The organism is Rhodothermales bacterium (assembly GCA_034439735.1).
In the GTDB taxonomy this organism is placed as follows: domain Bacteria; phylum Bacteroidota; class Rhodothermia; order Rhodothermales; family JAHQVL01; genus JAWKNW01.
In genome coordinates this window covers 1-12,650 of the sequence record JAWXAX010000058.1, presented here as the reverse complement: position 1 = coordinate 12,650, position 12,650 = coordinate 1, and the positions used below count along the sequence as shown (strand labels likewise).

At 62.1% G+C, this 12,650-nt stretch carries 8 protein-coding genes; 5 read left to right on the top strand and 3 right to left on the bottom strand.

Features of this window, described 5'->3' with window-relative positions:
* The 3 genes from SH809_04035 to SH809_04025 all read left to right on the top strand — a co-directional run.
* The coding region (locus SH809_04035) for a hypothetical protein (protein MDZ4698855.1) at window positions 1–1,260 on the top strand (1,260 nt) is incomplete at its 5' end.
* Between the two features lie 287 nt (window positions 1,261–1,547).
* Window positions 1,548–2,423 carry an ankyrin repeat domain-containing protein gene (locus SH809_04030; protein MDZ4698854.1) on the top strand — a complete coding sequence of 292 codons (876 nt, stop codon included), beginning with the start codon at window positions 1,548–1,550 and terminating at the stop codon, window positions 2,421–2,423.
* A gap of 55 nt (window positions 2,424–2,478) precedes the next feature.
* Entirely contained in the window at window positions 2,479–3,075 is a 597-nt protein-coding gene (locus SH809_04025) for an ECF-type sigma factor (protein MDZ4698853.1), read from the top strand.
* Between the two features lie 6 nt (window positions 3,076–3,081).
* Here SH809_04025 and SH809_04020 read toward each other — a convergent pair whose 3' ends face one another.
* From SH809_04020 to SH809_04010, 3 genes are all read right to left on the bottom strand, one after another.
* On the bottom strand, window positions 3,082–6,465 hold the full coding sequence (locus SH809_04020; GenBank protein MDZ4698852.1) for a PAS domain S-box protein: 3,384 nt from the start codon (window positions 6,463–6,465) through the stop codon (window positions 3,082–3,084).
* A gap of 565 nt (window positions 6,466–7,030) precedes the next feature.
* Entirely contained in the window at window positions 7,031–7,669 is a 639-nt protein-coding gene (locus tag SH809_04015; GenBank protein MDZ4698851.1) for a hypothetical protein, read from the bottom strand.
* 6 nt (window positions 7,670–7,675) lie between these two features.
* Window positions 7,676–8,890, bottom strand: a complete 1,215-nt coding sequence (locus tag SH809_04010; GenBank protein ID MDZ4698850.1) for a 6-phosphofructokinase — start codon at window positions 8,888–8,890, stop codon at window positions 7,676–7,678.
* Between the two features lie 378 nt (window positions 8,891–9,268).
* Here SH809_04010 and SH809_04005 point away from each other — a divergent pair, with 378 nt between their 5' ends.
* Window positions 9,269–10,489 carry an alanine dehydrogenase gene (locus SH809_04005; GenBank protein ID MDZ4698849.1) on the top strand — a complete coding sequence of 407 codons (1,221 nt, stop codon included), beginning with the start codon at window positions 9,269–9,271 and terminating at the stop codon, window positions 10,487–10,489.
* Between the two features lie 541 nt (window positions 10,490–11,030).
* Window positions 11,031–12,128: an amidohydrolase family protein gene (locus SH809_04000; protein ID MDZ4698848.1), complete on the top strand. Its 1,098-nt coding sequence runs from the start codon at window positions 11,031–11,033 to the stop codon at window positions 12,126–12,128.
* Window positions 12,129–12,650 lie beyond the last annotated feature (522 nt).

Here is a 12,650-nt window from a genome sequence, read left to right as displayed (position 1 = left end):
CCCTTTGCCGTCCAGCGATTCGGATTCCCCATGATGTCGAACCAGTTCTTTCGCGCGCCGGGCGCGTCGGCCGGCCGGTGGGCCCTTGCGCTCGTCATCGCCGCACTCGCCGCGCTCCCCGCCACCGCTCAGATTTTCAAGATCCCCTACGCCGACACCTCCGCCTCCAACGCCTTCGGCGTCTCCGTAGCCATCGACGGCAACCGCGCGCTCGTGGGCGCCAGCGCCGAAAACGTCTGCGGCGTGAACTCGGGCGCTGTCTTTGTCTTTGAACGCGATTCCGAACTGGAAACCTGGACGCAAGTCGCGCGCCTCGCCCCGCGGGACTGTGTCGAGGGGGATTTCTTCGGGCACGCCCTCTCCATCAGTGGCGACCGCGCGCTGATTACCGCCTCGGGCAACTTCTCGAACCGGAATGCCTCCAACGCCGCGTATGTGTTCGAGCGAGACTCGACGTCGGGCGAGTGGGTCGAAGCCGCCAAAATTGTCGATGAACGGCAGGAGGAAGAGGGATCGTTCGCCGCATCGGTGTCGCTCGATGGCGACCGGGCGCTCATCACGACCTCCGGCGACCCCATCCGCCACCTCTACGCCGGCGCCGCCTACATCTACGAACGCCACCCGGTCTCCGGCCGCTGGATCCGCTCGGCCCGCCTTGCCGGCAGCGGCGGAATCGCCCACGGTGTCTTCGGCGGCAACGCCGTCCTGGATGGCGATGTAGCCGTCGTGACCTCGTCTACCTATTACCGCGCTAAACCGGGCGCCATTTACGTCTTCGAACGCGACGCTGCTACGAACACCTGGAGCGAGGCTCAGCGCATCGGAGGTATAGATGACCTACGAATCTCGGTGGATATCAGCCATGGCCGGATTCTCGTCGGCGAAAGCCGCGCCGGCGATGGCAAATCGGGCGAGGCTACCCTCTACGAAAAAAGCGACGCCGGCGAGTGGGCGCTCGTGCAGACGCTCCGCCCCCGCGTGCCGTATAAAGACGGCGCCTTCGGTACCGAAGTCTCGTTCGACGGCGACAGTGCCCTGATCGCCGGCTACGACGAGCAACTGGGCAAGGACTTCAACATCGACCGCGTCGTGTACGAGTTCCGCCGCAAACCCGACACCGGCGAGTGGACCCAGCGCCGCATCTTCGACGTCGGCGCCGTGGCCTTCGGCTACTCCATCGCCGCCGGCGGTGAATTCGCCGTCATCGGCGAACACTCCGACCAGCAACCCGGCGCCGCCTACGTCGTCCGGCTCAGGTAAGGGTTCAAGGTTTCAGGTTCAAGGCTTAAGGGCATTTCTTTAAACCTTGAACATTGAACATTGAACCCCTCCGCCGATACCCATTCTCACACTGAGACGGTTAGAAACGGCTTATTTTCATCATTTTAGCCCTTTTTACCACGAATTACCCCGGCCGGCACGGGCTTTGAAATTCAGCGACTTACCCACCAGAACCGCGCGGCCCCACCCGCGCCGAGGTCCCACCGCCTCTGCTATCGACTGTACCTCATCCGCTTTTTTAGCCACCGTAATGGTCCCCCCGGCGCATGAGACGATTCATCTATATCCCGTTCCTGCTGATTCTCCTTTTTTTGTCTAACCCCTTTTCCCGCGTTACAACCACGCACTCGGTTGTATCCGATTCGCTGGCTTTCACCGTCATCGTGGACTCGTCGGCCCTGTACGCCGCCCTGACCGATTCACTCCACGAGGCCCTCTGGGCCGGCGATTCGAGCGCCGTGGCCCAACTCCTGGCCAGTGGCGCCCGGCCGGACAGCATCGGTGCTCTCGACAATTTTACCCCCCTCCACCGCGCGGTCGAGGCGAACCGCCCGGACCTCGTCCGACTGCTCCTGGAGGCCTCGGCTAACCCGAATGTGATGTCGCGAAATGCCGACGGCAACGACCTCACGCCCCTCCATATGGCCGCAGAGCAGGGCTCGGCCGCGATGGTCTCGGACCTGCTGGCCGCCGGCGCCCGGCCGGATACGTCAACCGTGTTTCGCGAAACGCCGCTCCACGGTGTGCGCTGGATGATGGACGAGCCGGCCATCGCCGCGCTCCTGCTCCGCCAGGGGGCCGATCCGAACGCGCAGACCGTTTTTGGCGCCACCCCGCTGCACCATGCCGCCCTGTTGGGAACGTCCCGGCTGACGCGGGTCCTGCTCGTCAACGGCGCCGACCCGGACCTCGTCAACCGCAAGGGCCAGTCGCCCCTTCACATCGCCGCAAAAGCCGGCTACACTGGCGTCGTAGCGCTGCTGCTGGACGCCGGCGGCGACCCGGACCAGCGCGACTTCAGCGGTCAGACGCCCCTGGCGCTCGCCACCGCCGGCGATTACCCGGACATCGTCCGTCTCCTCCTCGTCCATGGCGCGAGCCCGGCGCCGGAAGAACTCGCTGCGTCGGCGGCCGCGCATTGAAAGTGTCGACGATCGGCTGTAGAATGAGCCGTCTGCTCATTGTCCGCACGCCACCATGCCCGAAAAGGACGCGACAACCGGTGTTACCCATCTGCTCGAAGCCCTCCGCCAGGGCGACCAGGGCGCGCTCGACCGGCTGTTTCCGCTCGTCTACGACCACCTCCACGAACTCGCGCACGGTCAGCGTCGGCACTGGCTGGGCGATGATACGCTCAATACAACGGCGCTCGTGCACGAGGCCTACCTGAAGCTGGTCGACGGGGCGCCGGCCGGCTGGAATGGACGAGCCCACTTCTACGGCATCGCGGCGATCGCCATGCGCCACATCCTGATCAATTACGCCAAAAAACGCCGACGTAAAAAACGTGGCGGCGATCAGATCAAACTCTCACTCGACGAAGAGCGGCTTGTGGCCTCGGGTCTGATGGACCTCTCTCCGGAACATGCCGACGACCTGGTGCTGCTGGATGACGCCATGAAACGCCTCGAAGCCATCAGCGCCCGTCAGGTGCGGATCGTCGAATGTCGGTTCTTTGGGGGGATGAGCGTCGTGGAGACGGCCGAGGCGTTGCGCCTGTCGCCGGCCACCGTCAAGCGCGGCTGGGCCATGGCGCAGGCGTGGCTGTATCGGGAAATGAAAGAAGCCGCGTGAGGCCGCTCAGGTTGCCGTGAGCTTATCGACCGTGTCTAGAAGTTCGACGATCGAGAAGGGCTTTCGCAGGAATCCGTCGAAGCCGGCGCGGTGCAGGGCGTCTTCCTCGGTGAACCCGTCCGTGTTGTAGGCGATGGCGATGGCCGGCGTCTCGAGGTACTGCGGCATGCTGCGCAGCCGGTGGAGCAGTTCGAGGCCGCTTAATTCACCTTCAAGGTGGACGTCCAGGAGCAGTAGATCAAACGTCACCAACCGCGCCTGCTCCATAGCGGACGACATCGTCGTGGCGATCGTCAGGGTATAATATGGCTGTAAGAGCGAGCGGACGATGCGATGGACTTCGGGATTGGCCTCGGCGACCAGCAGGCGCGGGCCGGCGGGTTCTTCGGGTGATACGGGTGCGGGAGGCGGAGCGGGGCGCTCCACCGATTGTTCCGCTGCGCGTGAAACATCCACTCGAGCCGACGTGTGATTGGTGGACGCGGCCACGGTCATGACCGGACGCGTAATCATCGGTTGCCGGCGCCCTACTTTTTCCGGTAGTGCGTCGCCGGTCACAGGGGGAAACACTTCTTCCGCGAGCGGGAAGCCCATCGTGAACTCGATCCCTCGGTGCGGCAGGTCCTCGATCGTGAGCACCCCCTTGAGCAACTCCACCAGCCGTTTGGCCAGCGATAGCTCCAGGCCGGCCGAACGCAGCAGCGTGGGCTCGCCGGCGCCCTGTTTCCGGTAGTTATCGGCCAGGTTCGACAGCATCGCCGCGGGCAGGACGGGCCCGAGGTCCTTGATCCGCACCACCCCGAGGTCCTCGTCCGCGTTGATCTCGATGCCGATCATACCTGTCCTCGTGAAGGGCAGGAGGTTGCGGATCAGGTTCTCCAGGATCCGGTGGAGCATCAGCTCGTCCGTCAACACCATGACATCGTGCAGGCGCACGTCGACACTGAACTGCGGTCCGCCATCGGAGGTGAGGGGCTGGAGGAGATCCAGCGTCCGCGCGGTCACTTTTTCGAGCAGCACTTTGTGATGCGAGATCGACGCCGGCATCGTACGCACACAGGAGAAGTCCAGCACGGACTGGATGGCCAGGTGGAGCTGCTGGCCGGCGTGGTGCATGAGCGCCTTGAGGTCCTCGTGGCTGATGCCGGACGCATACTCGACCAGCGCGTCCGCGATCCGGACGTTGTCCGACAGCACGGTGGTATTGTCGGCGCGCCGGCAGACCTGGAGGGCCGAGGAGAGATCGGACAGATCGACGGCTTCCTGAACGGCGCGGGAGAACTGCGACTCGACGGTTTTCAGCGCCGAGATATCGATGGCGGTGCAGACGTAGCCCTCGAACGCGCCGGCGGCGTCGGTCATCGGCACGCAGGTCTCCTGCATCCACCGTTCCACGCCATCGTGCCGCCGATAGCGGTAGACGATCTGCATCGGCTCCGCGTGTTCGAAGCGCTCGTTGTAATAGGCCAGGTACCGATTAAAATCCGTCCGGACGATGCCGTTGCTCCAGCCGGCGCCGGCGAGTTGCTCGAAGGGCATGCCGGTGAAATCCCGCACCTTTTTGTTGACATACGTGCACATCCGGTCCTTGTCCAGGATCCAGATGAGGAACGGCAACGGATCGGTCAGCGGGCGCACGTCCGTCTTCGGGCGCGCCGGCGCTTCGGGCCGGCGCGCCGGGGCCATCTCGCGCAGCACGGCATAATAGACACCGTGCTCCTTGCTGGGCGTGGCGTCGATCGTCAGCCTGACGTACGAGCCGTCCTTTTTGCGGTGCCTGAACCCGTACCGCGCCACGGCCTGGTCATGTTCCAGCTTCTCGAACTGGCCGAGCATCCCTTTGTGGTCCTCGGCATGTAGAAATTCCAGCAACGACCGATCCTCCAGTTCATCCGGCAAGAAGCCCAGTTTGTCTTCGAAGAGCGGACTCACGCGACGATACAGGCCGTCCACCCCGATCAAACACAACATCTCCCCGGAGACGCCGAACAGGTACTCCACCACGTCCTCCGCAAGTGAAAGAGCTTCTTCGGACTGCGCGTGCGTCTCCTCGAACTCGACGATCAGCGATTGGAGCTTTTCGATTTCCTCATCCCGCGAGGCCAGCGCCGCGTCGATGTCGTCCTGGCTGGTGGAATCCGAGCGTAACTTTTCCTGTGCGATCGTCAGCGCTTCTTCGGATTCGCGCCATGAGGACTCGACCTTCCGGAGCGCCGTCTCCGCCTCTTTTCGGCGGGTGATGTCGATGATCTCCGCGGCGAAACTCGTCACCTTGTCGTTGGAATCGTGCACCGCGGAGACACTGAACAGGCCCCACAGCTCCCTGCCGTTTTTGTGGGTAAAACGCTTCTCTTGCTGGAAGAAATCGATCTCCCCGACGATCATTTCGCGGGCGTAGACATCTTCCATGGACCGGTCGTCTTCGTGCATGAGTTGCTCGAGGGGCATGCGCTTCAACTCCTCGAGGCTATACCCTACCCACTGTGCGAGGGCGACGTTGGCGTCCAGGATGATTTTATTGGGGATGATGAGCGCCTTGGCGACGGCCGCGTTGTGGAAGATCGTCGTGTAGCGGAAGTATTTCTCATCGGATTCCATCTCGGACACCTTACGGTCCGTGATGTCCTGGATGGTGCCGACGATCATCTGGATGCGGCCGCGAGCGTCGAGCGCGGGCCGGCCGCGATTGTAGATCCACCGCACCGAGTTGTCCGGCAGGACGATGCGATACTCTACCGTATAGGCCTTCTGCTCGGCCATGCCGAACTGGATCGACTGCTGGAGGCGATGGATGTCGTCCGTGTGGCAACGCTCCAAGAACTCGTGCATGGACGGAGCCTTCGGCATGATCGGGTAGCCGTAGATGGCGAATACGCCCATCGACCAGATCATCTCCTGCGTCCCGGGGTGGTATTCCCAGAAACCGAAGCGCCCCAGTTCTTCGGCTTCTGTCAGCCGGATCTTGACCTCGTCGATCTGGTCGACCATCTGCTTGAGGCCTTCCGTTCGTTTCTCGACGACGGAGGTGAGGTGCACTTGCTGCCGGCGCATCTCCACCTCCAGCTCCGCCTGGCGATGCGTCAACAGCGTGACCGCGCCGATGGCGAAGACCGACATGAGGCGGTTCACCAGCCCGAAATAACCCTCCGAGGAGTCCGCGGTGAAGTCTGCCGTAAAAAAGAACCCCAGCATGGCCGCGACGCTGCAGGCGATACCGAACGGGCGCACCTGATCCGGCTTGATCATCCACAGGATGATTACCATGCCGATGATGTACAGCCAGCCGCCGGCATCCCCGAGCGGCAGGAGCAGCTCGGCCACGAAGATCACCAGAACGATAAAACCGCCTATCCACACGAACAGGCCGTCGTTTTTTTCATCCTGTTTCATGATCTCCCACCAGGGGTATCACGCACAACGTGTATCACTCGCATGGCAAGGACTGGAGTGCCAGGGGAAGCATCCGTACAGGAGACGGCAAACAAAACGAGAGGTTTGCCGACTAACAGAGCAGGCGTATCGCGCGTTCGCTCGATCGAGGGAACACAACGACGAGATAGCAGGGGCTGGCCGGGGCGGCAACTATGAAAAGGTGTAGATAGCACGCGCATGAGGGGGTGATGATCCGTTCCAGAAGGTCGCGTACGGGACGCATCTCCAAACCCGGAACGCCTTCACGAGGAACGAGGGTCTTGGTAGGCCCTCGACCGACTCGGAACTAAAACGGCGTCAAACAGCCGGCCGAATCATCCTACCGGCGCATGAATTGTGCCGAGCGTCGCCAGAAGAATGCAACGCCCGTCAGGTTACTGTTCGCAACACCTGGCCCCATCCACGGAAGCGGACATCCTGTCCGCCCCGCCGGCGTTTTCTGCCGCGAAGCGAGTTACAGGTTGGCAGGTTGCAGGTTGGCACCTTTAACCTGCAACCTGCCAACCTGTAACCTTAAACCTTTCTACCCCCAGTCCGTCGTATCGCCGTCGACCAGGCGCCACATATACCAGCTGGCGACGCTCCGATGGGGTCGCCAGCGTTCGGCATAGGCTTCGAGCGCACGCGGCGGCGGCAGTTCTTCGTATCCGCCGAGGCGCTGAAATCCTTTACGGACGCCGAGGTCGGTGGAAGGCAGCACATCGCGCCGGCCGAGGTTAAAGATGAGCAGCATCTCGACGGTCCAGCGCCCCACCCCGCGGACGGCGCTGAGCCGGGCGACGATCTCATCGTCTGGCAGGTTGTGCAACGCGGCCATCCGCGGCACGGTGCCATCGAGGGTCTTCCGGGCCAGATCCTGGATCGCCGCCAGCTTATTGCGCGAGAGGCCGGCGCCGCGCAGCGCCTCCTCGGGCAACGCCAGTACGGAGTCGGCTGTCAACACCCCCTCCGGCGCGAGTCCGAGCACGCGCCGGTGGATCGTGCCGGCGGCACGCCCCGACAACTGCTGGTACACAATGGTCTTGAGCAGGGCATGAAACGGATCGTCGATCGGCTCGATGACCAGTGTACATGCCCCCAGCCGGCGAATCACCGCCGCCAGCGCGACGTCCGATTCGGACAGGGCGCGGACGGCGGCGGTGAGGTCGTACGAATGGCTCATCGGTGATCAGCGCGTGGCGGGCAGCGCACCGCTGGACATCAGAAAGAGCGGGCTCTGCATGAAGGCGTCGAATTTCGGACGGAGGCGCTCGGTATTGTAATACAGATCGACATCCACCACCTTCTTCGTGCCCTCGATCACATCGATGGGGACGTTGCCGTAACATCCTTCACGGACGCAAACCAGCCGGCCCGAAACGCCCTTCATCACGAGTTCGAGCGCGAGGGTTCCGTATGCCATCGGCACGATCGAGTCCAGCGCGTCCGGATTGCCCGAGCGCACCATGTAGCCGAGGCGCTGATTGATCACGTCGATCCGCCGGCCGTTGTTGTATTTGGCGGAGAGGTTCTTGAGGGCACTCGCCACCTTGTCGCCAATGCCGCCCAACTTCTTGTGCCCGTACTGATCGGCCTCCTCTCCGAGGTACGACATCTCATCATCCCCCTTGATGCGGGCGCCTTCCGATACCAGCACCACCGAATACCGGCTCGGGTTGCGATTCCGGTCGTAGACCATCAGCTCGGCCAGGTTCTCCATGTCGAAGTCGTGCTCCGGGATGACGCAGCGGTTGGCGGCGCCAGCCATCGTTGGCAGCACGGCCGTGAAGCCGGCGTACCGCCCGAAGACCTCGATCACCAGAAACCGTTCGTGCGAGCCAGCAGAGGTGCGGAGCGCGTGCGTGAGCTCGATGGTGCGCGTGACACAGGTGCCGAAGCCGATGCAATAGTCCGTGCCCGGCACATCGTTGTCCATCGTCTTCGGAATCGCTACCACCTTCACACCCTGATTGTGCAGCCGGTGGCCGTAGCTCAGCGTGTCGTCCCCCCCGATCGGGATCAGGAAGTCGATACCCAGGAACTCGAGGTGGTTCAGCACCGCCGGCGTCACGTCGTTAACGTCGTCAGTGTAGGTGTCGCGCAGATGCGCCGGCACCGCCCCTTTCGGCAACGTGCTCGGGCGCGTGCGCGAACTGTGGAGGAACGTGCCGCCGGTACGGCCGGCGCGGTTCACGATGTCCTCCGTCAATTCCATCACGTTAGCGCTGTTGTCGGCGTGTTTATCGGGCACCACGTCCACGAGACCCGCCCAACCGCGCCGGATGCCAATCACCCGATACCCCTCGCGTAGCGCGCGGATCGTAACCCCACGGATCGCCGGGTTGAGCCCCGGCACATCGCCACCACCTGTCAAAATACCAATCGTCCCTTTGTAACCTGCCATGACTTCATACCTCTTGATTGCAAGATACGGTCTGCCCTTGATTCCCTCCGACGCCCGGCTACCTGGCCGGCCTCTGTCGGAGCCTGGATACCTTCGTTACGAAGTGCGGCCCTGGAGGAAGTAACGGCCGTGGTTCAAGCAGAATCGCGGGACCTTTCCTCCAGAATATCACCCCTTCGGGAATGTAGGACCGGGAACGATGAAGATGGCATTAAATTCGAAGACCCCCCGTGGCCCCCGGCAGATCCGGGCCTGCCTGCGCAAAGAAGTAGCTAATTCGCAGACGCCCTCACTGAAAGCACGGGCCGGCCGGTAGGCCGGACACAAGATTGTCGTATATTGCCGGGCATTTGTACCACCCTCACGCCGTTGGCCGCCATGGAGACGCCCGCGCTACAAGCTATTGCCGTAGAAGGCGCATTGCGCACCAAAGAGCGCCCACTCATCCTCCGATCGGAGCATAATATGCTGCGCATCGGCATCCCGCGGGAGGTGTCGAATGAAGAGCGCCGGGTGGCGCTTACGCCGGGCGGCGTACAGACGCTGGTGTCCAACGGGCACCAGGTATATATCGAAAAAAACGCCGGCACCCTCGCCCACTTCAGAGACAAGGAATACGCCGATGCCGGGGCCGAAGTCGTAACGTCGCCGGCCGACCTCTACAGCGCCTGCAACCTGATTGTCAAGGTGGGCCCGCCCACCACGCCCGAGCTGGATCTCCTCCAGGAGAAACAGATCCTGTTCTCGGCCCTCCACCTGGGGAGCGCCACGGCGGAGATTCTGCGCCGGCTCACGGACCTGAGCGTGACGGGTATCGGATTCGAGTTCATTCGAGACTCGGACGACACCTACCCCATCGTCCGCATGATGCACGAAATCATGGGGTCGATGTCCGTCCAGATCGCCGCCCGCTATCTGGAAAGCAGCGAAGGCGGCCAGGGCATCATGCTCGGAGGGATCTCGGGCGTCCCGCCATCGACGGTCGTCATCATGGGCGCCGGCACCATCGGGGAATACGCCGCACGCACGGCGCTCGGGTACGGGGCACAGGTGATCGTGCTGGATAACGACCTCGGGGCGCTCCGGTCGGTCGAGTACTTCCTGAACCGACGCGTCTTCACGGCGATGGCGTCCGAACAGTACGTGCTCGAGTCCGTCCGCAAAGCCGATGTCGTCATCGGCGCGGCCATGACGTCCGGCCAGCGCGCGCCACTCATGGTTACCGAAGAGATGGTGCAAAAGATGAAGCCCGGGTCGGTGATCGTGGATGTGGTGATCGATCAGGGCGGATGTATCGAGACAAGCCGGCCCACCACGCACTCGGAGCCGACGTTCCGGAAGTACGACGTCATCCACTACTGCGTCCCCAACATGCCGTCGAACGCCGCCCGCACCGCCACATACGCACTCACGAACGTCCTCGTCCCCTACCTCATCCAGATCGGCGAAGTCGGGAATATGAACGAGGCCCTGTGGCGCAATGTCGGCCTCCGCAACGGCACCTACGCCTACCGCCGCTATATCACCAAAAAAAGCCTCTCCTCGATGTTCAGCATCCCGCACCGGGACATCGAGCTGCTGATCGCGTCAGGAATCTGAGGAGTAGCGAATCCTTGATTAGCGATTAGCGAATAAGCGATTAGCGAATAAGCGATTAGCGATTAAGCGATTAGCGATTAATGCGAATCAGGAGTTGAGACTGTATCATTTAAACGAATCTGACGGGCAATCCCCATTTTCTTCGTCTTCCCCAACTCGATTGGGGATCCATAGGTGGCTGATCGCATGCAGCCGGGCCTTATGGTGGCTGCAGGAAAACAGGAGCACCAACCTGGCTGCGTTTCGGGTACCACGGGCGTGCTACTATCGCCTTTAAAGACGCCTATGCTGCATTCTCATGCTTCCATGGATCCCCAATCAAGTTGGGGAGGACGACCATGGAGCGTGCGGCGGAAACCAGTATGCGTCGTGTTTGAACTCCTGATTCGCATGATTAGCGAATAATCGATTAGCGATTAGCGAATAATCGATTAGCGAATAATGATGGGGCGACACCGAATCCATCGCTATTCGTTTATTGGCTAATCGCGAATCGCTAATCCGTATCTTGTCCTCGCCGATTCACCAGCCCGTATGCCCGATGACGCCGACTCGCCACGCTTTCGCCTTCCTCCTATTCCTCGTCCTCCCCGCCGGCGCGCAGGACATGTCCTTCGAGGAATACGAGCCCCGCTCGACGCTCGTCGTCCCCGAACACCCCGTCACCCGAGCGAAATTTCCCTTTATCGACATCCACGCGCACCAGAACCGGGCATCGGAGATGAACGCCGGCCAGGCGGGCGAACTGATCGAGGCCATGGACGCGTTGAACATGGCCGTGATGGTCAACCTGAGCGGCGGCAGTGGGGATCGGCTTAAACATGCGATCGCCAACCTGGAAGGCCGGCACCCGGGCCGCTTTGCGCACTTCGCGAACATCAACTTCGACGCCATCGACGACCCGGACTTTGGCGTCAAGGCGGCCGCCCAGCTCGAGGCGGACGTCCGCGCCGGCGCCCGAGGGCTTAAGATCTTCAAGAACCTGGGGATGTTTGTCAAATACGCCAACGGCGAGCGGGTGAAAACCGACGACCCGCGGCTCGATCCCATCTGGGCGAAGTGTGGCGAGCTGGGCATCCCGGTGCTGATCCATGTCGGCGAGCCGGCGCCGTTTTACGAACCTCAGGACCAGTTCAACGAACGCTGGCTGGAGCTCAAGGAATTCCCGAACCGCAAACGTCCGCCGGAGGAGTTTCCGACCTGGGAAGTCCAGATGGCCGAGCAACACAACGTCTTTCGCAAACACCCCGGCACGACCTTCATCAACGCGCATCTCGGGTGGATGGGGAACGACCTGGACCGCCTCGGCCGGCTGATGGATGAGCTTCCCAACATGGTCACCGAACTCGGCGCCGTGATCGCGGAACTGGGCCGGCAACCGCGCCACGCCCGGGAATTCCTCATCAAATACCAGGACCGCGTCCTCATGGGCAAGGACTCCTGGGCGCCGGAAGAGTACCACGTCTACTTCCGGGTCTTCGAGACGGCCGACGAATACTTCCCCTACTACCGCAAACGCCACGCGTTCTGGTCGATGTACGGGCTGGATTTGCCCGACGAAACGCTGCGCCACATCTACTACAAAAACGCCCTCCGCATCGTCCCGGGGTTGGATGCGTCGCTGTTTCCCGCGGAGTGACCGGACCGTGATTACCGTTATCTCCCATATCGCCCGTCGCCTGTCGCAATTCCCTTCGGTGGAGGCGGTAATCCTGTTTGGCTCCCGCGCCCGCTGAGATCACCTGGAGCGGTCGGATATTGACCTGGCCATCGTATGCCCCGCGCGACGCCGGTCGAGTGGAGCCGGCTCATCGAAGCCGCTGATGAAGCTCCTACGCTGCTGCGTATTGATCGGGTATGGTATTGCCACTTTCTCGTACGAGAACCCCGACGACAACGACTGCTGAATGTACCCGGGTTGTCTGACACGTTGAATCTGCGGAGTATCCGTTCCGGGTTCCGTGTTCAATGCTCCGGGCAGGCAATCCCGAATCGAGCGATTACTCGGAACTCCGAACACGGAACTCAACGACGTCATTCGGCAAATTCAAGTTGAGGGTCTACTAAGTATCATCACGGTAAATCCGTTGAATGCCTGCGACGACCGTTCAAGGTTAGAGGCTGAGGGAAGCCACATTAAACCTTGAGAAACTGTTTAGAT

What these genes read in the sequence shown, in the direction of transcription:
- SH809_04030 (MDZ4698854.1), top strand. Translation starts at nt 1,548, where the DNA reads ATGAGACGATTCATCTATATCCCGTTCCTGCTGATTCTCCTTTTTTTG.
- SH809_04025 (MDZ4698853.1), top strand. Translation starts at nt 2,479, where the DNA reads ATGCCCGAAAAGGACGCGACAACCGGTGTTACCCATCTGCTCGAAGCC.
- SH809_04020 (MDZ4698852.1), bottom strand. Translation starts at nt 6,465, where the DNA reads ATGAAACAGGATGAAAAAAACGACGGCCTGTTCGTGTGGATAGGCGGT.
- SH809_04015 (MDZ4698851.1), bottom strand. Translation starts at nt 7,669, where the DNA reads ATGAGCCATTCGTACGACCTCACCGCCGCCGTCCGCGCCCTGTCCGAA.
- SH809_04010 (MDZ4698850.1), bottom strand. Translation starts at nt 8,890, where the DNA reads ATGGCAGGTTACAAAGGGACGATTGGTATTTTGACAGGTGGTGGCGAT.
- SH809_04005 (MDZ4698849.1), top strand. Translation starts at nt 9,269, where the DNA reads ATGGAGACGCCCGCGCTACAAGCTATTGCCGTAGAAGGCGCATTGCGC.
- SH809_04000 (MDZ4698848.1), top strand. Translation starts at nt 11,031, where the DNA reads ATGACGCCGACTCGCCACGCTTTCGCCTTCCTCCTATTCCTCGTCCTC.